Origin of the sequence: Streptomyces sp. NPDC059371, from assembly GCF_042751995.1 — a bacterium.
Classification (GTDB): domain Bacteria; phylum Actinomycetota; class Actinomycetes; order Streptomycetales; family Streptomycetaceae; genus Streptomyces.
Genome location: NZ_JBHYXD010000053.1, coordinates 38,110 through 58,284 on the forward strand (window position 1 = coordinate 38,110; position 20,175 = coordinate 58,284).

Here is a 20,175-nt window from a genome sequence, read left to right on the forward strand (position 1 = left end):
CTGTTGTGTGCGTGTCTCCCCTTGGGTGCGCCCGCCCCTCGCACTCTCCATCTTCCTCACACACACCTGCTCACACCACGGCCGGTCGCCCTCGACCTGTCGCTCCCGGGCGAGAACGCCGGTGTCACGGCCTGACGCGCGGGCTCTCCGCGAGTGATCATCGCCACCCCCGCCGCCCAAGCGTCGGGGGTGTGGTGCACGATGCTGCGCATACCCGTTGTTCGCACCGATGGAGTTCGCACCGATGGAGGAAAACCCCATGTCCTCGGCACCCAAGCCCGAGATCCTCGCCGCCTTCGAGGCCGCGAAGGGGTTCATGCCGCGCGGTGAGGGTCTCGCGCTCCACGAGGCCGCGGTCGAGGCCGGGCGGCTCGGGCTGCCGCTCCTGGAGGTCGGCACCTACTGCGGCCGTTCCACGATCCTGCTCGCGGACGCGGCCCGCGAGGCCGGGGTGACCGCCATCACGGTCGACCACCACCGGGGCAGCGAGGAGCAGCAGCCGGGCTGGGAGTACCACGACCCGTCCACGGTCGACCCGGAGATCGGCCTGATGGACACGCTCCCCACCTTCCGCCGCACCCTGCACCGGGCGGGCCTGGAGGAGCACGTGGTCGCGCTGGTCGGCCGCTCGCCGCAGATCGCCGCGTTCTGGGGCACGCCCCTCGGTCTCGTCTTCATCGACGGCGGCCACACCGACGAGCACGCGAGCGGCGACTACGAGGGCTGGGCGCCGCATGTCGCCGAGGGCGGCCTCCTCGTCATCCACGACGTGTTCCCGGACCCCGTCGACGAGTTCACCGGCCAGGCGCCGTACCGCGTCTACCTCCGGGCCCTGGAATCGGGCGCGTTCACCGAGACCTCGGCGACCGGCTCACTGCGCGTACTGCGGCGAACCGGAGCAGGGATCTGAGCGCACGGTTAGAGTCGCTGACGTGTCGTACGTAGGCCCAGACTTCGAACCGCCCCGACCGCGCCGTTCCCGGCGGGGTCCGCTCACCGTCGCGCTTGCCGCGCTCGTACCCGGCGCACTGGCCGGGTACCTGGTGTGGCAGGCCGTGGGAGACGACTCGGGGGGCGGGTCCGACCGGGCCGTCTCCCCGGCGTCGTCCTCCGCGCCCGGCTCCGATTCCCCTTCCGCGCCGGCGTCCGCCTCCACGACGGACGACGGCAAGCCGAGTACGTCCTCGGCACCCCCCTCGTCCTCCTCGCCCTCCTCCTCGTCCTCGAAGCCCGCCGCGTCCGGCTCCCTCAAGGGCAAGGTCATCGTCATCGACCCGGGGCACAACCCCGACAACTTCCGGCACTCGTCCGAGATCAACCGCAAGGTGAACATCGGAACGAACTGGAAGGAGTGCGACACCACCGGCACGTCGACCAACGCGGGTTACACGGAAGCCCGGTTCACCCTCGACGTCGCGCACCGGATGCGGGCCATCCTCGAAAAGCAGGGCGCCACGGTGAAGTTGACCCAGGACGGCGACCGTTCCTTCGGCCCCTGCGTCGACGAGCGCGCCCGTATCGGCAACGCGGCGCACGCGGACGCGGTCGTCTCCCTGCACGCCGACGGATCGGCGGCCGGCAACCGCGGCTTCCATGTGATCCTTCCGGCGTCCGTGCACGCGGGGGCCGCCGACACCCGCCCGATCGTCTCCGCCTCCCGCGACCTCGGCGAGCACATCGCCGGCCTGTTCGTCCGCGAGACGGGCAGCGCGCCCTCCAACTACGTCGGTGACGGCACCGGACTGGTGGTCCGTAAGGATCTCGGCGGTCTCAATCTGTCAACGGTTCCGAAGGTGTTCATCGAGTGCGGCAACATGCGCGATACGAAGGACGCTGCGCTGCTCACCAGTGGCGCCTGGCGAGAGAAAGCGGCACGGGGGATCTCTGAAGGAATCGTTGGTTTCCTGCACGGGTAGTGATCTACGGTCCCAACCCGGCGGACACCCTGATCGTCCGGGCGATAGTGTCGTCCGTACGATAAAGGGCCACCCCCCGCGCTTCACACCGAGTCCCGACAACGGCACCATGTTCGGCGACACGGCGTACTGCGATGCCTCACCGACGACGAGACGACTGACGAAGGACCTGAAGTGAATATCCGCTCCCTCACTCGAGGCGACGGCGTGGTGATCGGAGCAGCGGTGTTGCTGTTCATCGCGTCGTTCCTGCACCTCTACTCGTATTCCGGGTACAGCATTGACTCGAACGCCTGGGACAACCTGGGCTACGGCCTCGGCGTCTACATGGGCGGGGTCATCGGCGCCGCCCTGATCGTCGTCAACCGCTGCCTGCCCCAGCCGCGCAAGGTCCTCGGGCTCGACCTGGGCGCGGTCGGCGTGGCGTTCACGATTCTCGTCGCGTGGACCCTGTTCTGGTCGCTCGTGGGCGTCGGTGACAACGCCAGCGCCGCCGCGGGTCTCATCCTCGGCTTCCTCGCGGCCCTCGTCCTGGCCGGCGCGGCCGTCGCGACCCCGCTGGTTCCGGCCCTCCAGGCCGCCCTCATGGGCGCCCCGACCCCGATCGCCCCGGCGCCCTACGGCGGTCAGCCGCAGGGTGGTTACGGCTACCCGGGCGCCTCGCAGCCCGGTGGCCAGCCCGGTCAGCCCGGTCAGCAGCCCTACGGCGCCCAGCCCTCGCAGCCCACGCAGCCGTTCGGCGGACAGCCGAGCCAGCCGTCGGCTCCGCAGACACAGTCGCCGGCCCAGGACTTCTCGCCGTTCTGGTTCGCCGTCCCGGTCGCCCGGCCGCTCTTCTCGGAGGACGGCGCCTCGACGCCGATCGCCGAACTGGCTCCGGGCACCTGGTACCTGGCCGTCGAGCAGCGTGGCGCGACCCTGGTGGCGCAGACGCAGGACGGTCGTCGTGGTGTGCTTCAGGACACCTCGGGGATCCAGCGCGGCTGATCCGCTCCTCGCTCTCGCGACGGCCCCTCGCCCTTTCCGGCGGGGGGCCGTTGTCGTACAGTCGCAGCACGCCAGGAACTGACGAATCGTCAGAACTCTGCTTCTGGAGGTGCCATGCGGCTCGGTCTCGCGCTCGGCTACTGGGGGCGCGGTCCCTCGGCGGACCATGTGCCGCTCGCCCAGGAGGCGGAGCGGCTCGGCTATCACTCGGTGTGGACCGCGGAGTCCTGGGGCTCGGACGCGTTCACCCCGCTCACCTGGATCGCCGCGCGGACCACGCGCATCCGGCTCGGCACGGCCGTCGCGCAGATGGCCGCCCGCTCCCCCACCACGACCGCGATGCACGCGCTCACGCTCGACCATCTCTCCGGCGGGCGCATGATGCTCGGCCTCGGCCTGTCGGGACCCCAGGTCGTCGAGGGCTGGTACGGACGGCCGTTCCCGAAGTCGCCGCTGACCGCGACCCGGGAGTACGTCGACGTCGTACGCCAGGTCCTGCGGCGCGAGGGACCGGTCGAGCTGGACGGCCGCTTCCACTCCCACCCGTACCGGGGTGCCGACGGCACGGGGCTCGGCAAGGCGCTGAAGCCGATCACGCATCCGCTGCGGGCCGAACTGCCGCTCCTGCTCGGCGCCGAGGGGCCGAAGAACATCGCGCAGACGACCCGGATCGCCGACGGCTGGCTGCCGCTGTACTGGTCGCCGACACGTCCTCAGGCGTACGAGGCCTCGCTCACCGACCTGCCCGAGGGCTTCCTCGTCGCGCCGATGGCCCGTGCGCACGTCTGTGACGACGTCGCCGAAGGGCTGCTGCCGGTCAAGGCGATGCTCGGCTTCTACATCGGCGGGATGGGGCACGCGGCCCGCAACTTCCACGCCGATCTGATGGCCCGGATGGGCTTCGGGGAAGAGGCCCGCAGGATCCAGCGGCTGTTCCTGGAAGGACGCCGGGAAGAGGCCGTACTGGCCGTCCCCGACGCCTTCGCGGACGAGATCTCCCTCGTCGGACCGCGTGAACGCATCGCCGAGCGCCTGGAGTCGTGGCGCAAGGGCCCGGTCACCGACCTGCTGGTGCTGTCCCCGGACCCCCGCACCCTGCGCGTGCTGGCCGAGCTGAACTCCTAGGGAGGGCAGGGCTGTTCCCGCCCGCCCCGGCCCGTTCCCACTCGCCCAGCGTGGGCGGACACGGCTCTCCCCGGCAGCGTCACCCGGGTCCGGCGGCCGGGCCACCCGGCTGGAGCCGTTCGGGTTTCATCCGGGAACGACGGGCAATCCGCTCGGCATGTCCCCTAGATATCGCAACGGTTCGAATCAGGCGGGGACGGTCATCGCGATCATCGCGGACGTCATGGCCGTCATCCTCGGTCTCTGGATCCTGATGTATCTGCTCGACGCCAATCGTGGCAACGATCTCGTGCAGTTCATCCACAACACCGCGGCCTGGCTTGCCGGCTGGTCGCGCGACCTGTTCACCTTCGACAAGGAGTGGGCGCGTGTCGTCGCGGGCTACGGTCTCGCCGCCGTCGTCTATCTGTTCATCGGCCACGCGGTGGCCAACCGCATCCACCGCCACTGACCGGCACCGAAACGGCCGGGAGCACCCGAAAGGTCCGAAGAGTCCAACGCATTCGAAGAGCTCGTCGAGCTCGAAGTATCCGGAGCGTCCGGACGGTCCGCGAAGCGGGGACCGTCCGGACCTTCAGCGGGTCGGCGTGCAGCAGTCGGGGTCCAGGCCGGTCGGCAGACGCTCGCCGCCGAACACCGCGCAGGTGGGCTCGTCTCCGCCCAGCGCGGCGACCGCGAGGAGCAGGGAACCCGCCGTCCAGCTGGTGAGCTCCTCGGGCCAGACGGCCCGGTCCTCGAAGACATAGCCCGTCCAGTACAGACCGGACCGCGGATCGCGCAGGTGCTGGATGGACTGGAGGATCTCCAGGGCACGATCCGACTCACCCATCACCCAGAGCGCCAGGGCGAGTTCGGCCGATTCACCGCCGGTCACCCACGGGTTGGGAACCACGCAGCGCACCCCGAGACCGGGCACCACGAAGCGGTCCCAGCCCTCCTCTATGCGGGACTTGGCCTCGGCGCCCGTCAACGCGCCCCCGAGCACCGGGTAGTACCAGTCCATGGAGTAGCGGTCCTTGTCGAGGAACCGCTCCGGGTGCAGCCGGATGGCGTGCCGCAGCGCGCCGACGGCCAGCTCCCAGTCGGGCTGCGGCTCTTCGCGCTGCTCGGCGACGGCGAGGGCGCAGCGCAGCGCGTGGTGGACCGACGAACTCCCGGTCAGCAGAGCGTCGTCGACCGGTGTTCCGTCGTCCTCGCGCTTCCAGCCGATCTGTCCGCCGGGCTGCTGGAGCCGCAGCACGAACTCCACGGCCGCGTAGACGGCGGGCCACATGCGGTCCAGGAAGACGTCGTCGCCGGTCGCCAGGTAGTGGTGCCACACGCCCACCGCGATGTACGCGCAGAAGTTGGTCTCGCGGCCGCGGTCGGTGACGGCCTCGAAGTCCCCGTCGGCGTAGGCCGCGTACCAGGACCCGTCCTCGTTCTGGTGCCGTGCCAGCCACTCGTAGGCCCGCTCGGCGGCCTCGTGCTCGCCGGCCGCGTCGAGTGCCATGGCGGCCTCGGTGTGGTCCCACGGGTCGAGGTGGTGGCCGCGGAACCACGGGATGGCTCCGTCGGGGCGCTGCACCGCGAGGATCCCGCGCACCGTGGCGGCGGCCTCCTCCGCGGTGAGGACCCCGGGCAGGACGAGGTGTTCTGTCCGCCGGGGAGTGGTCACGTGGCGTCCGCCTCGGAAGCGGCCTGCGCGGAGTCCGACGTGCCGGCGAGCGCCGGCAGGTGCGGCTTGGTCGCGTACGCCACGAAGCTCTTGCCGATCAGCGGGTTCAGCGCCTGCTCGACGACCCGGGTGGCCAGCGGCTTCTTCATGATGTCCCAGACCAGCAGCTTGTGGTACGCCCGCACGGGCAGCGCCTTGTCGTTGTCGACGCCGAACGCGCACTTCAGCCACCAGTACGGCGAGTGCAGCGCGTGCGCGTGGTGCGAGCCGTAGGGCCGCAGGCCGGCCTCGCGGATCTTCCCGAGCAGTTCGTCCGCCTTGTAGATGCGGATGTGGCCGCCCTCGACCTCGTGGTAGGCGTCGGACAGTGTCCAGCAGACCTTCTCCGGGCCGTAGCGCGGCACGGTGATGGCGATGCGTCCGCCCGGCCTGAGCACGCGGACCATCTCGGCGAGGACACCCTTGTCGTCGGGGATGTGCTCCATGACCTCGGAGATGATCACGACGTCGAAGGACTCGTCGGGGAAGGGCAGCGCGAGCGCGTCGCCCTCCATGGCCGTCGCGGTGGCCCCGGCGGGCGCCTCCCCGGCCTCCTTCATCGCCGCGAACCACTTCGCGACCTCGCGGATCTCCTCGCCGTTCTGATCCAGCGCCACGACCTGCGCGCCGCGCCGGTAGCACTCGAACGCGTGCCGGCCGGCACCGCATCCGAGGTCCAGGACGCGGTCGCCGGGGGCGAGCGGGAACCGGGAGAAGTCGACGGTCAGCACGTGGCCCTGCTTTCGCGGTTGGCTGCAACTAGTTCTACGGCGGCGGGAGTGGCTTCCGCGGCCTCGGCGCGGTCGGGTCCCGGGGTCGCCGGGGAGCCGCCGCGCCCGTCGGTGCCCGCGGCGACGGCCGCGCGCGAGCGGAGCCGGGACGCGGGGAGTGCCATTGCCGCACGGTAGTGGGCCACCGTGCCCTCGGCCGCCTTGGCCCAGGTGAAGCGCGCGAGGACGCGCTCGCGCCCGGCGGCGCCGAGCCGTGCCCGCAGCGCGGGGTCGCCGAGAAGCCGGCCGAGGGCCGCGGCCAGCGCTCCCGGGTCGCCCGGCGGGACCGCGAGGCAGGTCTCGCCGTCGGGGCCCGCGACCTCCGGGATCGCTCCGCCGGTGGTGGCCACCAGCGGTGTCCCGGTGGCCATCGCCTCGGCCGCGGGCAGCGAGAAGCCCTCGTACAGGGAGGGCACGCAGGCGACCTCGGCCGAGCGGACGAGGTCGACGAGTTCGGCGTCGGAGATGCCCTTGACGAACTCGACGGCGCCGTCGAGGCCGTACCGCTCGATGGCCTGGGCGACCGGGCCGTCCTCGGCGCGCCTGCCGACGACGACGAGGTGCGCGCCCGGGTGCTCGGTCCGCAGCTTCGCGAGCGCCTCGACGAGGAACACCAGGCCCTTGAGGGGCACGTCGGCGCTGGACGTGGTGACGATGCGGCCCGGCACCTGAGGCACGGACGGGTCCGGCGAGAAGAGATCGGTGTCCGCGCCGATGTGGACGACGTGGATGCGGTCCTGCTCGACCCTCAGGTGGTCGACGATCTCCTGGCGGGAGGTTCCGGAGACGGTGAGCACGGAGGGCAGGCGGCGCGCGACGCGCTTCTGCATGCGGGTGAAGGCGTACCAGCGGCGGACGGAGGCACGGCGCTTCCAGCCCTCGGCGGCGTCCAGTTCGAGCTGCCGGTCGACGGTGATGGGGTGGTGGATGGTGGTGACCAGCGGGGCGCCGACGTCCCCGAGGAGGCCGTAGCCGAGGGTCTGGTTGTCGTGGACGACGTCGAACTCGCCGCGCCGGGCCCGCAGATGGCGGCGGGCGCGCAGCGAGAAGGTCAGCGGCTCGGGGAAGCCGCCGGTCCACATCGTGCCGACCTCGAGGGCGTCGATCCAGTCGCGGTACTCGTCGCGCCCGGGGGTGCGGAAGGGGTCGGGCTGGCGGTACAGGTCCAGGCTGGGCAGCTCGGTGAGGCTCAGACCGGGCAGGCCCTCGTCGAGCACGGGGTAGGGCTGGGAGCCGATGACCTCGACACGGTGACCGAGGCGGGCGAGTTCGCGGGAGAGATGCCGTACATAGACACCCTGGCCGCCGCAGAACGGGTTTCCCTTGTACGTGAGGAGCGCGATGCTCAGGGGTCGGCCCCCGTCGGCTGCCGCGCCCTTCCCGGGGTCCGCCTCCATGGCCTCAGCGGTCACTTCCGGTCCCCTTCTCCCTGCACTTTCCCGCGAGATTACGCCGGGACGCTAATCTAGAACAAGTTTCAGACTTGATCGTTCACGGAGCACTGAATCTACCGGCAGGTAGCGCCGCTGTGAGCGGTGGATCAGGTGATTCACGCCACGACCGGGCGGCTGGATCGCCTGGTTCACCCGGTGGTGTCACGCCCTGCCGGGCCGGCTCGTCGCTCCCCCTCGCTGATGTCACGGAACGGACCCATGCCTGCGGAAGCCAAGGCGGACTCGAACAACGCGCGACCGGCGCCGAGGGCCGGCACGCCCGCCGCGTCCTCCGGCGGCGCGCACGGCCGGCCGCACTCCATCGCGCATCCCGCCTCTCCGCCGCTCACCGAGCGGCAGGAGGCGCGCCGCCGCCGGATCCTGCACGCGAGCGCGCAGCTCGCCAGCCGGGGCGGCTTCGACGCCGTGCAGATGCGCGAGGTCGCGGAGTCGTCGCAGGTCGCTCTCGGCACCCTGTACCGCTATTTCCCCTCGAAGGTGCATCTGCTGGTCGCCACGATGCAGGACCAGCTCGAGCACATGCATGGCACGCTGCGCAAGAAGCCGCCGGCCGGGGACACGGCCGCCGAGCGGGTGGCGGAGACCCTGATGCGGGCGTTCCGCGCCCTCCAGCGGGAGCCGCACCTGGCCGACGCGATGGTCCGCGCGCTCACCTTCGCGGACCGCAGTGTCAGCCCCGAGGTCGACCAGGTCTCGCGGCAGACCACGGTGATCATCCTGGACGCGATGGGCCTCGACGACCCGACGCCGGACCAGCTCTCCGCCGTCAGGGTCATCGAGCACACCTGGCATTCGGCCCTGATCACCTGGCTCTCGGGCCGTGCCTCGATCGCTCAGGTCAAGATAGACATCGAGACGGTCTGCCGCCTGATCGACCTGACCGGCCCGGACGACCGGTAACGCCGGTATCGCCGGTACGAGCGAAAGCACCCGCACGCGCGGGAGCGCGGGTGCGAACGGGAACGCCGGTACCGACGTGTGCGCCGGTACGACCGGGAGCGCCACTCCTGATCCGCCCACCCCGGGCCGCTCCTGCCCGGCGACCTATTCCTCCGGCGGGAACACCGGCTCGCCGCCGGCCAGGAGCGAGATCATGACGGCCTCCACCGGGCAGCCCTCGGCCGCTTCGAGGATCCTCTCGTTGGCGTCGGTCTCCGGCTCGACGGGGTGGGACTGCATGGCTGCGTCGAGGCGGAAGGCGTCCGGGGCGAGGTGGACACACTGGGCCGAGCCGATGCAGACGGAGCGGTCGACCTCGACCTGCCAGCGGTCGCCCATCCTCAGGCCTCCCAGCCGGCCGGCAGGTGGATCATCTTGTGCTCCAGGAACTCCCCGTACCCCTCGGGCCCGAACTCCCGCCCCAGACCCGAATTCTTGTAGCCGCCGAAGGGGCCCAGCATGTCGAGGCTGAAGGTGTTCACGGAGTAGGTCCCGGTACGGACTTGGCGGGCGATGTCGATGCCGTGGGCGACGTCCGCCGTCCAGACGCTGCCGCTCAGCCCGTAGTCGGAGTCGTTGGCGATCTTCACGGCCTCGGCCTCGTCGCCGTAGGGGAGCAGACAGATCACCGGGCCGAAGATCTCCTCCCGGGCGATGCGCATGGTGTTGTCGACGTCCCCGAACAGGGTGGGCTCGACGTACCAGCCGCGGTCGAGTCCCTGCGGACGGCCGCCGCCGGCCAGGATCTTGGCGCCCTCCTCCTGGCCGATGCGGATGTAGTCGAGGTTGCGCCGCCGCTGCCGCTCGGCGACGAGCGGGCCGACCTGGGTGGCCGGGTCGAGCGGGTCGCCGACGACCAGCGCGTTGGCCGCCGTGGCGAAGGCGTCCGCGAACTCGTCGTAGCGCGAGCGGGGCACGAGGATGCGGGTCTGGGCGACGCAGGCCTGGCCGTTGTTCATCCAGGCCGCCGAGGCGATCCCGGGGACCGCGGTGGCGAGGTCCGCGTCGGGCAGCACCACGGCCGCCGACTTGCCGCCCAACTCCAGGGTCACGCGGGTGAGATGACGGGAGGCGACCTCCATCACCCGTTTGCCGGCGGCGACCGAGCCGGTGAAGGAGACCTTGTCGACACCGGGGTGTCCGACCAGGTACTCGCTGACCTCACGGTCGGCCGGGAGGATCGACAGCACCCCTTCGGGCAGCCCGGCCTCCTTCGCGATCTCCCCCAGCAGATAGGCGTCCAGGGGCGATTCGGGCGACGGCTTCAGTACGACGGTGCAGCCGGTCAGCAGCGCGGGCGCGAGCTTGGCCGCCGCGACGAACTGCGGGACGTTCCACGGCACCACGGCCGCCACCACGCCCACCGGCTCGCGGCGGACGAGGAGCTTGCCGAGCACTCCGTCGCGCGACTCCTCGTAGGTGTAGCCGCGCGCGACCGTGATCGCCGCGTCCCACACCATCATCGCGCCGAGGGCCTGCGCGAGGACGCTCCAGGAGTACGGGGAGCCGTTCTCCGAGGAGATGACGCGGGCGATCTCCTCATGGCGTACGGCGATGGCGTCCTTGATCCGGGTCACGACGGCGATCCGCTCGTCGAGGCTCGTCCGCGGCCAGGGCCCCTCGTCGAACGCCCGGCGCGCGGCGGCGACGGCACGGTCGACGTCCGCCGTCGAGGCGTGCGGCACCCGGCCGATGACCTCCTCGGTGTGCGGCGAGATCACCTCAATGACGTCCTTGCCGAGCGGGTCGGTCAACTCCCCGCCGATGAACAGTTGTCCGTGTTCCACGAGCTCGGTCATGGCCGACTGCCTCCCAAGGACGCTCTCTGCCACAGATTCTGACGCTTCATCAGATACGAGAACTGATACCAGTTCTCGTCGGATGAGTCCACGGCGCGGACACGGGCGGCGGGCTGCCGAACACGCCGACACAACAGTCGACTTGGGCTCCCATTGGAACTCGTTCTAGTTATAGTGGCGGGAATCGGCGATGGGTGGGAACGCATGACGCACGTGACCGATCACGGCGGGGGCGTACGGTCGATCAAGGTCCCCATCCCGGACAACCCGCTCGGCCACACGCTGGTGTATCTGGTCGACACCGACGCGGGTCCCGTGCTCGTCGACACCGGCTGGGACGACCCGGCCTCCTGGGACACCCTCACCGAGGGGATCACCGGCTGCGGAACCTCGGTCACGGAGATCCACGGCGTGGTCATCACCCACCACCACCCCGACCACCACGGCCTGTCGGGCCGGGTCCGGGAGACGTCCGGCGCCTGGATCGCGATGCACGCCGCCGACGCGGCGATCGTCCGGCGCACCCGCGAGACCCGGCCCGAGGGCTGGTTCGCCTACATGGCCGCCAAGCTGACCGCCTCCGGCGCCCCGGCGGACCATGTCGCCCCGCTCCGCGAGGCACCCCGCGCGCTCCGCCGCCCCAGCACCCTGCCCGGCTTCTCCCCCGCGCTGCCCGACCGCGAGATCGTCCCCGGCGAACTCCTGCCCCTGCCCGGCCGCCGGCTGCGCGCCGTCTGGACCCCCGGCCACACTCCCGGCCACGTGTGCCTCCACCTGGAGGAGACCCACCCGGACGGACTGGCCGGCAACGGACGCCTGTTCTCCGGCGACCACCTGCTGCCGAGGATCACCCCGCACATCGGCCTCTACGAGGACCCGGACACCCACGGGCGCCCTCCCTACGCCAACGGCGTCGAGGGCCTCGCGGAGATCGCCGATCCGCTCGGCGACTACCTCGACTCCCTGGAGCGCGTCGGCCGCCTCGGCCCGGCCGAGGTGCTCCCGGCCCACCAGCACGTGTTCACCGACGCCCCCTCCCGGGTCGCCGAGCTGCTCGCGCACCACGAGGAGCGGCTCACCGGCCTGCTCGCCCTGCTCTCCGTGCCGCTCACACCCTGGCAGCTCGCCGAGCGCATGGAGTGGAACCGCCCCTGGGCCGACATCCCCTACGGATCACGGAACATCGCGGTCTCCGAGGCCGAGGCCCACATCCGCCGCCTGGTGAAACTGGGACGGGCGGAGGCGGTACCGGGCAGCGACCCGGTGACGTACGCGGCGGTGTGACACCACCGGACGACACCCGCGCGCCGGGCCGAGCCCCGTACCCCACCGGCCTGGCACCACACCCGTCACCCGGCCTGGCGACACCCGCTCCCGCCACCCCTCAGCCCAACAGCTCCCGTATCAACCCATCCGCCTGGCCGAGGAGTTCGACCTCCCCCGTGCTCATCGTCGGGTTGGCCGCACGGCGCCGGCCCGCCTCCACGAGCCCCGCCTCGGTCACCTGGTCCTCGTTCCCGTCGAGCAGCGCCTCCAGCGTCTCGGCGGCCACGTCCCCGATCGCCTCGCCGCCGACGGCGACCTGAGCGAGGATCACGGCGGACATCGCCCAGTCGAGACCGGGCGGCCCCTCCTCGGCGTTGGACCAGTCGATGACCTTCGGCCCGTCCGGGGTGAGCATCACGTTGTCGGGGTGCAGGTCCAGATGAAGGACACGCACACCGGGGTCGTCGGAGAGCCGGGCGGGCACGGCGTGCAGCTTGCGCAGCAGCCTGGCCAGGGTCAGGCCCGCCTCCTGGGCGGAGAGCAGACCCTGCCCGAAGGCCTCCAGCATCGTCGGCCCCGACAGCCGCTCCATCACCAGGTCCCCACGGGTCGCGGCCCGCACACCCGGCACGGGATAGCCGTGCGAGCGCACGTGCTGCATCACCGCCGCCTCGGCCGTCGCGTCGCCCCAGCCCGCGCGGTCCCGCCGCAGCACCCACGCCTCGTCGATCTCGTAGACGTCCGCCGAACGCCCCGAGCCGAGCAGTCTCCCCGTTCGCATGGGCCCGAACCTAGCGGATGTCGCCCAGGTCACCCCCGGCCAGTGCCGCACGCGACAGTCGGCGGCTTCCGGCCGGCCGGTAGAGTGTGCGCGTCGTCATCACACACCCGTACGAGGAGAAGCCGGTGCAAATCCGGCGCTGACCCGCAACCGTGAGCCACTTCGGTGGTGAGCCGGATCGCCTCGCCCGGGACGTGACCGGCTCGTGCCCTCGGCAGCCCGCCGACGGCCGGCACCGTCGAGGGATACGGAGCCGGAGCCGCCCGGATACCCCCGTGTGCCCGGTGCTGCCCGGCTCCCCGCAGGGAGAGTCATGTCTGTTCGCCGCACCGCAGCGGTACTGGCCGCCACCGCCGTCCTCGGGGCGGTGATCGCCCCGGCCGCCTCCGCCGCCGACTCGTCCCCGTCTCCGTCGCCCTCGGTGGCACTCCCCTCGGGCCTGTTCGGCTCCGCCGACCCGACCTACGACGGCGTCTGGCGCCAGTCGCTCGCGCTGCTCGCCCAGCACACCGTCGGTGTGCGGCCCGCCGCCAAGGCCGTGTACTGGCTGACCGGTCAGCAGTGCGCGAACGGCGCGTACGCCGCCTACCGCGCCGACGTGACCGCCGCGTGCGACGCGAAGACCCAGGTCGACACCAACAGCACCGCCGCCGCCGTCCAGGCGCTCGGCGCCCTCGGCGGGCACGACGACGCCACCGGCAGGGCCGTGACCTGGCTGAAGTCCGTACAGAACAAGGACGGCGGCTGGGGCTACATGGCCGGCGGACCCAGCGACACCAACTCGACGTCCGTCGTGATCGGCGCGCTCAAGGCGGTCGGCAAGAAGCCCGCGAGCGTCACCAAGGACGGCAAGTCCCCCTACGACACCCTGGTGAAGCTGTCGAAGGTCTGCGGCGGCGAGGGCGGCGGCGCCTTCGCTTACCAGCCCGACAAGACGGGCAAGCTGGTGGCGAACGCGGACGCGACCGCGGCGGGCGTGGTCGCGAGCCTGGGCCAGGGCTTCGTGGCGGAGGCCGGCCTCGAGCCGTACGACCTCACCCAGTGCGTCATCGCCGAAACCCCCAACCGGACGGACGCGGGATCGAACGGCGCCGACTACCTGGCCAGGTCGCTGGCGAAGACCCCGTACCTGAAGTCCGCGCTCCCGGGCGCCAAGGACCAGCCCGACTACGGCAACACGGCGGACGCGGTCGTGGCCCTGTCGGCCGACGGCGCGACGAAGCTCGCGAAGGAGCCGCTCGCCTGGCTGGAGAAGAACTCCGCGGACTGGGCGGCCAAGTCCGGCCCGGCCGCGTACGCGCAGCTCATCTTCGCCGCGCACGCCACCGGCACCGACCCGCGCGACTTCGGCGGCAAGGACCTCGTCGCCCAGCTCAACGCCACGGGCCCCGCCCCGGCGGCGGCCGCCGGCGCCTCGGCGAGCCCGAGCGAGAAGAAGAACGACGAGAAGAAGGACGACGGCAACGGGCTCGGCGTCTGGTGGATCATCGGCGTCGGCCTGGTCGCGGGCATCGGCATCGGCTTCCTGATCAGCGGCCGCAACAAGAAGCGTCAGCTGTGACCGGCCGTCGGACCGCCGCGCCCGCTCTGGCCCTGGCGCTGACCCTCCTGCTCCTCGTCCTCGGTGGCGCGGGGCAGGCCCAGGCTGTCGGCTACCGCTACTGGTCCTTCTGGGACCTGACCGGCGGAAAGTGGACGTACGCCACCCAGGGCCCGTCGACCGCGCGGCCGTCCGACGGCGACGTCCAGGGCTTCCGCTTCGCGGTGAGCGAGGACTCCCAGCACGCCGTGCAGCCGCGCGGGGAACGGGAGTTCGCCGCGATATGCGCCAAGACGCCCGCCCTGCACGGCAAGAAGCGGGTGGCCCTGGTCATCGACCCGGGCACGGCCGCCGACGCGCCGTCCGGCGAACGTCCGCCGTCCGCGCGCTCCGCCTGCGCCCAGGTGGCCCCCGACGCGAGCACGGCTGAAGCCCTGGCCGAGGTCGCCGCCCCCCTGCGCTACGACACCAACGCCCTCCTCTGCGCCATCACCGGCTACCCGCGTACGGGCTGCGGCGAGCCCGTCGCGGCCGGCGGACCGACCGCGTCCGCCCGCCCGGGAGCCTCCGCGCCGGCCCACCAGGGCCCCTCGGTGGGCCTGTTGGCGGGAGCGGCGGCGGTGGCCGTGCTGGGCGCGGCGGCCGTCTGGCAGGCCCGTCGGCGCAAGGGCTAGGCACAGCTCATGACGAAGGCCGACCGCCCCACCACCCCGAAGCGGTGGGGCTCCCGCCTGCCCGAACGACACCGGGAACCCGGCGTGCCGGACCCCCGCCGCCTCGACCCGGACACGCCCGAGTCGACGACACCGCAGACCCCGAGCCCGACGGGACCACCACCGCCCGCGAGCCCGGCGGAATCGCGCCCGAGCGACAGTCATGCCGGATCGCCGCCGCCCGCCAGCCCGACGGAGTCATCGCCGAGCGACAACCGCACGGGACCGTCGCCGATCGACAACCGCACGGGACCGTCGCCGTGCGACAGCCATGCCGGATCGCCGCCACCCGCCGACCCGGCGGGATCACCACCGCCCGGCGGCCCGGCTGAGCCGAGGCCGGACTCCCGTCCCCGCCCCCGCCCTGTCCTTCGTCCCCGCAGCGATACGGGCAGTACGAGCCGTGCTGCCCGCCCCCGTCCTCGCCATCGCCCTCGCACCCTCGCCCCCGCGGCGACGCGTGCCGACGCCCTGCATCCCGGGGCCTGGTGGGTCTGGGCCCTGGGCCTCGGCACGGCCGCCTCGCGCACCACCAACCCGCTCCTGCTGGCGCTGCTGATGGCGGTGGCGGGCTTCGTGGTGGCCACCCACCGCACCGACGCCCCCTGGGCCCGTTCCTACACCGCGTTCGTGAAGCTGGCGGCGGCCGTCCTCGTCATCAGGCTGGCCTTCGCCGTCTTCCTCGGTTCCCCGATCCCCGGCACGCACGTGATCGTCACGCTCCCCGAGATCCCCCTCCCGCACTGGGCACAGGGAGTACGCATCGGCGGCCGGGTCACCGCCGAGGGCCTGCTCTTCGCGCTCTACGACGGCCTGAAACTGGCCGCCCTCCTCGTCTGCGTCGGCGCGGCCAACGCCCTGGCGAACCCGGCAAGGCTGCTCAAGTCGCTGCCGGGAGCGCTGTACGAGGCGGGCGTCGCGGTCGTCGTCGCGCTGACCTTCGCGCCGCACCTGATCGCCGACGTCCAGCGACTGCGCGCCGCGCGCCGGCTCCGCGGCCGACCCGACCGGGGGCTGCGCGGCCTGCTGCACGTCGGACTCCCCGTCCTGGAAGGCGCGTTGGAGCGTTCGGTCGCGCTGGCCGCGGCGATGGACGCACGCGGGTACGGGCGTACGGCACAGGTCCCGGCCGCCGTGTGCCGGACCACCGGAGCCCTCACCCTGGGCGGCCTGCTCGGCGTCTGCGCCGGCACGTACGGACTGCTGACCGCGGCGGGCGACAGCTACGGCCTTCCGGTCCTGCTGGCCGGGCTCGGCGCCGCGCTCGGCGGCCTGTGGCTGGGCGGCCGACGCTCACCGCGGACGCGGTACCGGCCGGACGTCTGGGGCGTCCGGGCCTGGCTGGTCGCCGGGTCGGGCGTGGCGGTCGCGGCCCTGATGATCGTCGCCGCCTCCCAGGACCCGGCCGCGCTGCGCCCCGGCGTCATCCCCCTGATCGCCCCCGACCTCCCGCTCCGGCCGGCGGCGGCGATCCTGCTCGGCCTGCTCCCCGCTTTCGCGGCCCCGGCCCCCCGGCGAACCCCTGCACCTGCGCCCGCACCCGCACCTGCCCCTGAGGAGTCATCGTGATCCGCTTCGAGGATGTCTCCGTGACGTACGCCGGAGCCGCCGAACCCTCCGTCCGGGGCGTGGACTTCGAGGTGCCCGAGGGCGAACTGGTGCTGCTGGTCGGCCCGTCCGGGGTCGGCAAGTCGACGGTGCTGGGCGCGGTGAGCGGACTGGTCCCGCACTTCACGGGCGGAACGCTGCGCGGCCGGGTCACCGTCGCGGGGCGGGACACCCGTACCCACAAGCCGCGCGAACTCGCGGACGTGGTCGGCACGGTGGGCCAGGACCCGCTCTCCCACTTCGTGACGGACACGGTGGAGGACGAACTCGCCTACGGCATGGAGTCGCTGGGCCTCGCGCCGGCCGTGATGCGCCGCCGGGTCGAGGAGACCCTCGACCTGCTCTCGCTGGCCGACCTCCGCGACCGCCCGATCGCCACCCTGTCCGGCGGCCAGCAGCAGCGGGTCGCGATCGGTTCGGTGCTCACCCCGCACCCGCGGGTCCTGGTCCTCGACGAGCCCACCTCGGCCCTGGACCCCGGCGCCGCCGAGGAGGTCCTCGCCGTCCTGCAGCGCCTGGTCCACGACCTCGGCACCACGGTCCTGATGGCCGAGCACCGTCTGGAACGTGTCGTCCAGTACGCCGACCGGCTCGCCCTCCTGCCCGCGCCGGGAGCACCGCTGACGCTCGGCACCCCGGCCGAGATCATGGCCGTCTCCCCGGTGTGCCCGCCGGTGGTGGAGCTCGGCCGCCTGGCCGGCTGGTCCCCGCTCCCCCTGACCGTGCGCGACGCGCGACGCCGGGCGGGAGCCCTGCGCGAGCGCCTCACCACCACACCCCCGGCCCCGGCCGACCCCGCCGTCCGCCTCCCCCTCCCTCTCCCTCTCCCACCGGATCAGACACGCCCAGCCGCCCCCCTCTTCTCCCGTCTCCTCCGCGGTCGCGGCCATGGCCCCTCGGCCGCCCCGCCGCTGCCGCCGTCGGAGGTGGCCGTCGTCGAGTCGCTGGCGGTCCGGCGCGGGCGCGTCGAGGCGCTGCGGCGGGTCGATCTGACGGCGGGACCGGGCGAGACCATCGCGCTGATGGGCCGCAACGGCGCCGGGAAGTCGACGCTGCTCGGAGCGCTGGTCGGGCTCGTCGAGCCGGCCGCCGGATCCGTCCGCGTCGGCGGGGCGGCACCGTTTCACCTGGCGCCGCGTGACCTCGTACGCCGTGTGGGACTCGTACCGCAGGAGCCACGGGATCTGCTGTACGCGGACACGGTGGGCGCCGAGTGCGCGGCGGCCGACGAGGACGCCGGGGCCGCCGCCGGAACCTGCCGGGCGTTGGTGTCCGGGCTGCTGCCGGACATCGCGGACGACACGCATCCCCGCGATCTGTCGGAGGGACAGCGGCTGGCGCTGGCGCTGGCCGTCGTCCTCACGGCCCGCCCCCCGCTGCTGCTCCTCGACGAGCCGACCCGCGGCCTCGACTACGCGGCCAAGGCCCGGCTGGTCTCCGTGCTGCGCGGACTGGCCGCCGAGGGGCACGCCATCGTGCTGGCCACGCACGACGTGGAACTCGCCGCCGAGCTCGCCGACCGTGTGGTGATCCTCGCGGACGGTGAGGTCGTCGCCGACGGTCCCACCGCCGAGGTGGTCGTCGCGTCCCCGTCCTTCGCCCCGCAGGTCGCCAAGATCCTGGCCCCCGAGCCATGGCTCACCGTCGCCCAGGTCCGAAGGGCCCTCGCATGACCACCGCCGACGCGTCCGCCACCCGCCCCCAGCCCCAGGCCAGGGCCGTCCGCCTCGGCCCGCGTTCCGTCGCCGCCCTGGTCCTGGTCAGCGCGACCGGAGCGGCCGGATTCGCCTGGCCGCTCTTCGCGGGTCCCGGTTCGCAGGTCAGCGCGCATGCCCAGGACGCGCCCTGGCTGTTCGCGGGGCTCCTCGTCCTGCTGGTCGCGGTGGTCGCGGCGACGATCTCCGAGTCGGGTCTCGGCCCGAAGGCGGTCGCCATGCTCGGTGTGCTGGCCGCGACCGGCGCCGCGCTGCGCCCGATCGGGGCCGGGACGGCCGGCATCGAGCCGATGTTCTTCCTGATGGTGCTGAGCGGCCGGGTGCTCGGGCCGGGTTTCGGCTACGTCCTCGGGTCCGTGACCATGTTCGCGTCGGCGCTGCTGACCGGCGGGGTGGGGCCCTGGATGCCGTTCCAGATGCTGGCCATGGGCTGGTTCACGATGGGGGCCGGGCTCCTGCCGGGCCCGGACCGGCTGCGCGGCCGCGCGGAGCTCCTGATGCTCGCCGGGTACGGCTTCGTAGCCGCCTTCGCGTACGGCACCGTCATGAACCTGGCCGGCTGGCCCTTCATGGACGCGCTGGCCTCGAACATCGCCTTCGACCCGCACGCCGCCGTACCCGCCAACCTCGCCCGCTTCGTCGCGTACTGCCTGGCCACCTCCCTCGGCTGGGACCTGGGGCGGGCGGTCGTCACCGTCGTCCTGACCCTGACGATCGGCACGACCCTCCTCAAGGCACTGCGCCGGGCCACGCGCCGGGCGGCTTTCGAGAGCCCGGTCACGTTCGACGCCCAGTGATCCGGGACCCACGTCACATCGTCCGTCAGCACCGCGTGGCCTCCCCCGCACCGTCCGTCAGGGGCGGGGTGAACCGGCCCACAGGGCGCAGGTCACATACGAGGCACCGTAGTAGACCAAAGCGCATGGCATGCCCCCGCCAATACACCCCCTGACCTGCGCTTTGAGAGCCACGCCACACACCACGCGTTCACCCCGAATGCGACCACAACTAGTAAAAAGGGTCATTGCGGACGGGCTCGGATCCTGTTTGTCTTGAGGACGTCGCCAGGCGCCACGAGCCCCCACGGGCCGCGGCGCCGACGTACGCCGCTCCTTCCACACACCACGTGGTCACGGCGCACGAGCGACCCCATGTCCCCGAGGAAACAGGTTCTCCGTGTCCGTCTCCGTCATCCGCCGCATCGTCTCTTCCCCGAAGAAGGCCCTCGCCGGTACCGCCGTGGCCGCCGCCACCGCCGGTATGGTCCTGGCCGCGGCGCCCGCCCAGGCCGCCACGCCGACCACCGCCTCCGCCGCGAAGTCGATCGCCCACACGATGATTCCGGACGCCTCGCAGTTCAACGCCTTCAGCAAGATCGTCGAGCACGAGAGCGGCTGGAACATCAGCGCCACCAACTCGTCCTCCGGTGCGTACGGCCTGGTCCAGGCTCTTCCCGGTTCGAAGATGGCCTCCGCCGGCTCCGACTGGAAGACCAACCCCAAGACCCAGATCAAGTGGGGTCTGGACTACATGAACTCCCGCTACGGCAGCCCGGCCGGCGCCTGGAGCTTCTGGCAGGCCAACGGCTGGTACTGATCAGCCCAGCACACACAAGGCGGCACCCCGTTTCCGGGGCTGCCGCCTTCGTCGTACCCGGGCGCTCCCGGCCCACCGGCCACAACCTGCCTTCGCCCCCTCCGCCCCTACCCGTCCCGTACCTGGGGCTCCGCCCCAGACCCCGCTCCTCAAACGCCGGAGGGGCTGAAATTTCGCACCCGCAGCCGGGATCCGGCGCGAGGGGACGTGCCGGTACATCGATGCCCGTCGCCACCGACGCCCACCCCTCACCCAACGGCGACGGGCTGA

At 72.5% G+C, this 20,175-nt stretch carries 19 protein-coding genes and 1 riboswitch; of the genes, 13 read left to right on the plus strand and 6 right to left on the minus strand.

Going from position 1 to position 20,175, the window contains the following annotated elements:
- Positions 1-259: 259 nt before the first annotated feature.
- From ACFXGX_RS26360 to ACFXGX_RS26380, 5 genes are all read left to right on the plus strand, one after another.
- Complete coding sequence (locus tag ACFXGX_RS26360) at positions 260-910, plus strand: class I SAM-dependent methyltransferase (RefSeq protein ID WP_384795567.1); 651 nt, start codon at positions 260-262, stop codon at positions 908-910.
- A gap of 22 nt (positions 911-932) precedes the next feature.
- Complete coding sequence (locus tag ACFXGX_RS26365) at positions 933-1,916, plus strand: N-acetylmuramoyl-L-alanine amidase (protein ID WP_384795569.1); 984 nt, start codon at positions 933-935, stop codon at positions 1,914-1,916.
- Positions 1,917-2,090: 174 nt separating this feature from the next.
- Complete coding sequence (locus ACFXGX_RS26370; protein WP_384795571.1) at positions 2,091-2,903, plus strand: hypothetical protein; 813 nt, start codon at positions 2,091-2,093, stop codon at positions 2,901-2,903.
- Positions 2,904-3,017: 114 nt separating this feature from the next.
- Positions 3,018-4,028, plus strand: coding sequence for an LLM class F420-dependent oxidoreductase (locus ACFXGX_RS26375; protein ID WP_384795573.1), 1,011 nt, complete (start codon positions 3,018-3,020; stop codon positions 4,026-4,028).
- Positions 4,029-4,185: 157 nt separating this feature from the next.
- Positions 4,186-4,479, plus strand: a complete 294-nt coding sequence (locus tag ACFXGX_RS26380) for a hypothetical protein (RefSeq protein ID WP_384795575.1) — start codon at positions 4,186-4,188, stop codon at positions 4,477-4,479.
- Positions 4,480-4,602: 123 nt separating this feature from the next.
- On the opposite strand, the gene ACFXGX_RS26385 is transcribed toward ACFXGX_RS26380, so the two are convergent.
- The 3 genes from ACFXGX_RS26385 to ACFXGX_RS26395 are packed head-to-tail and all read right to left on the minus strand — an operon-like array spanning position 4,603 to position 7,906.
- A complete protein-coding gene (locus ACFXGX_RS26385) occupies positions 4,603-5,685 on the minus strand; it encodes a prenyltransferase/squalene oxidase repeat-containing protein (RefSeq protein WP_384795576.1) in 1,083 nt (360 codons plus the stop codon).
- Positions 5,682-6,455, minus strand: a complete 774-nt coding sequence (locus tag ACFXGX_RS26390) for a class I SAM-dependent methyltransferase (RefSeq protein WP_384795578.1) — start codon at positions 6,453-6,455, stop codon at positions 5,682-5,684. The genes ACFXGX_RS26385 and ACFXGX_RS26390 overlap by 4 nt, the downstream gene beginning before the upstream one ends.
- Positions 6,449-7,906 carry a glycosyltransferase family 4 protein gene (locus tag ACFXGX_RS26395; protein WP_384795580.1) on the minus strand — a complete coding sequence of 486 codons (1,458 nt, stop codon included), beginning with the start codon at positions 7,904-7,906 and terminating at the stop codon, positions 6,449-6,451. Before ACFXGX_RS26395 ends, ACFXGX_RS26390 begins: the two co-directional genes overlap by 7 nt.
- 240 nt (positions 7,907-8,146) lie before the next feature.
- On the opposite strand from ACFXGX_RS26395, the gene ACFXGX_RS26400 reads away from it, so the two are divergent.
- Positions 8,147-8,848 (plus strand): TetR family transcriptional regulator, encoded by a 702-nt coding sequence (locus ACFXGX_RS26400; protein ID WP_384795582.1) that lies wholly within the window; start codon positions 8,147-8,149, stop codon positions 8,846-8,848.
- Between the two features lie 144 nt (positions 8,849-8,992).
- Here ACFXGX_RS26400 and ACFXGX_RS26405 read toward each other — a convergent pair whose 3' ends face one another.
- A complete protein-coding gene (locus ACFXGX_RS26405) occupies positions 8,993-9,226 on the minus strand; it encodes a ferredoxin (protein ID WP_384795584.1) in 234 nt (77 codons plus the stop codon).
- Between the two features lie 2 nt (positions 9,227-9,228).
- Positions 9,229-10,686: an aldehyde dehydrogenase gene (locus tag ACFXGX_RS26410; RefSeq protein ID WP_384795586.1), complete on the minus strand. Its 1,458-nt coding sequence runs from the start codon at positions 10,684-10,686 to the stop codon at positions 9,229-9,231.
- Between the two features lie 204 nt (positions 10,687-10,890).
- On the opposite strand from ACFXGX_RS26410, the gene ACFXGX_RS26415 reads away from it, so the two are divergent.
- Positions 10,891-11,970 (plus strand): MBL fold metallo-hydrolase, encoded by a 1,080-nt coding sequence (locus ACFXGX_RS26415; protein WP_384795588.1) that lies wholly within the window; start codon positions 10,891-10,893, stop codon positions 11,968-11,970.
- A 100-nt stretch (positions 11,971-12,070) separates the two neighbouring features.
- On the opposite strand, the gene ACFXGX_RS26420 is transcribed toward ACFXGX_RS26415, so the two are convergent.
- Complete coding sequence (locus ACFXGX_RS26420; protein ID WP_384795590.1) at positions 12,071-12,733, minus strand: phosphotransferase; 663 nt, start codon at positions 12,731-12,733, stop codon at positions 12,071-12,073.
- Between the two features lie 116 nt (positions 12,734-12,849).
- Positions 12,850-12,913, plus strand: a riboswitch (cobalamin riboswitch).
- A gap of 133 nt (positions 12,914-13,046) precedes the next feature.
- Here ACFXGX_RS26420 and ACFXGX_RS26425 point away from each other — a divergent pair.
- From ACFXGX_RS26425 to ACFXGX_RS26450, 6 genes are all read left to right on the plus strand, one after another.
- On the plus strand, positions 13,047-14,294 hold the full coding sequence (locus tag ACFXGX_RS26425; RefSeq protein ID WP_384795592.1) for a prenyltransferase/squalene oxidase repeat-containing protein: 1,248 nt from the start codon (positions 13,047-13,049) through the stop codon (positions 14,292-14,294).
- Positions 14,291-14,947 carry an SCO2322 family protein gene (locus ACFXGX_RS26430; protein ID WP_384795594.1) on the plus strand — a complete coding sequence of 219 codons (657 nt, stop codon included), beginning with the start codon at positions 14,291-14,293 and terminating at the stop codon, positions 14,945-14,947. Before ACFXGX_RS26425 ends, ACFXGX_RS26430 begins: the two co-directional genes overlap by 4 nt.
- Before the next feature lie 510 nt (positions 14,948-15,457).
- The gene (locus ACFXGX_RS26435) at positions 15,458-16,555 is read left to right on the plus strand and encodes a CbiQ family ECF transporter T component (protein WP_384795610.1); all 1,098 of its coding nucleotides are present in this window, start codon (positions 15,458-15,460) and stop codon (positions 16,553-16,555) included.
- Positions 16,552-18,267, plus strand: a complete 1,716-nt coding sequence (locus ACFXGX_RS26440; RefSeq protein ID WP_384795596.1) for an ABC transporter ATP-binding protein — start codon at positions 16,552-16,554, stop codon at positions 18,265-18,267. Before ACFXGX_RS26435 ends, ACFXGX_RS26440 begins: the two co-directional genes overlap by 4 nt.
- Positions 18,264-19,106, plus strand: a complete 843-nt coding sequence (locus ACFXGX_RS26445) for an ECF transporter S component (RefSeq protein ID WP_384795598.1) — start codon at positions 18,264-18,266, stop codon at positions 19,104-19,106. Before ACFXGX_RS26440 ends, ACFXGX_RS26445 begins: the two co-directional genes overlap by 4 nt.
- 379 nt (positions 19,107-19,485) lie before the next feature.
- Positions 19,486-19,905 (plus strand): transglycosylase SLT domain-containing protein, encoded by a 420-nt coding sequence (locus tag ACFXGX_RS26450; protein WP_355775213.1) that lies wholly within the window; start codon positions 19,486-19,488, stop codon positions 19,903-19,905.
- Positions 19,906-20,175: the final 270 nt, after the last annotated feature.

Bases quoted from the DNA above. Each gene is read 5' to 3' on its own strand.
- ACFXGX_RS26420 (WP_384795590.1), bottom strand. From the start codon at position 12,733: ATGCGAACGGGGAGACTGCTCGGCTCGGGGCGTTCGGCGGACGTCTAC.
- ACFXGX_RS26405 (WP_384795584.1), bottom strand. From the start codon at position 9,226: ATGGGCGACCGCTGGCAGGTCGAGGTCGACCGCTCCGTCTGCATCGGC.
- ACFXGX_RS26425 (WP_384795592.1), top strand. From the start codon at position 13,047: ATGTCTGTTCGCCGCACCGCAGCGGTACTGGCCGCCACCGCCGTCCTC.
- ACFXGX_RS26375 (WP_384795573.1), top strand. From the start codon at position 3,018: ATGCGGCTCGGTCTCGCGCTCGGCTACTGGGGGCGCGGTCCCTCGGCG.
- ACFXGX_RS26445 (WP_384795598.1), top strand. From the start codon at position 18,264: ATGACCACCGCCGACGCGTCCGCCACCCGCCCCCAGCCCCAGGCCAGG.
- ACFXGX_RS26410 (WP_384795586.1), bottom strand. From the start codon at position 10,686: ATGACCGAGCTCGTGGAACACGGACAACTGTTCATCGGCGGGGAGTTG.
- ACFXGX_RS26415 (WP_384795588.1), top strand. From the start codon at position 10,891: ATGACGCACGTGACCGATCACGGCGGGGGCGTACGGTCGATCAAGGTC.
- ACFXGX_RS26380 (WP_384795575.1), top strand. From the start codon at position 4,186: ATGTCCCCTAGATATCGCAACGGTTCGAATCAGGCGGGGACGGTCATC.
- ACFXGX_RS26360 (WP_384795567.1), top strand. From the start codon at position 260: ATGTCCTCGGCACCCAAGCCCGAGATCCTCGCCGCCTTCGAGGCCGCG.
- ACFXGX_RS26400 (WP_384795582.1), top strand. From the start codon at position 8,147: ATGCCTGCGGAAGCCAAGGCGGACTCGAACAACGCGCGACCGGCGCCG.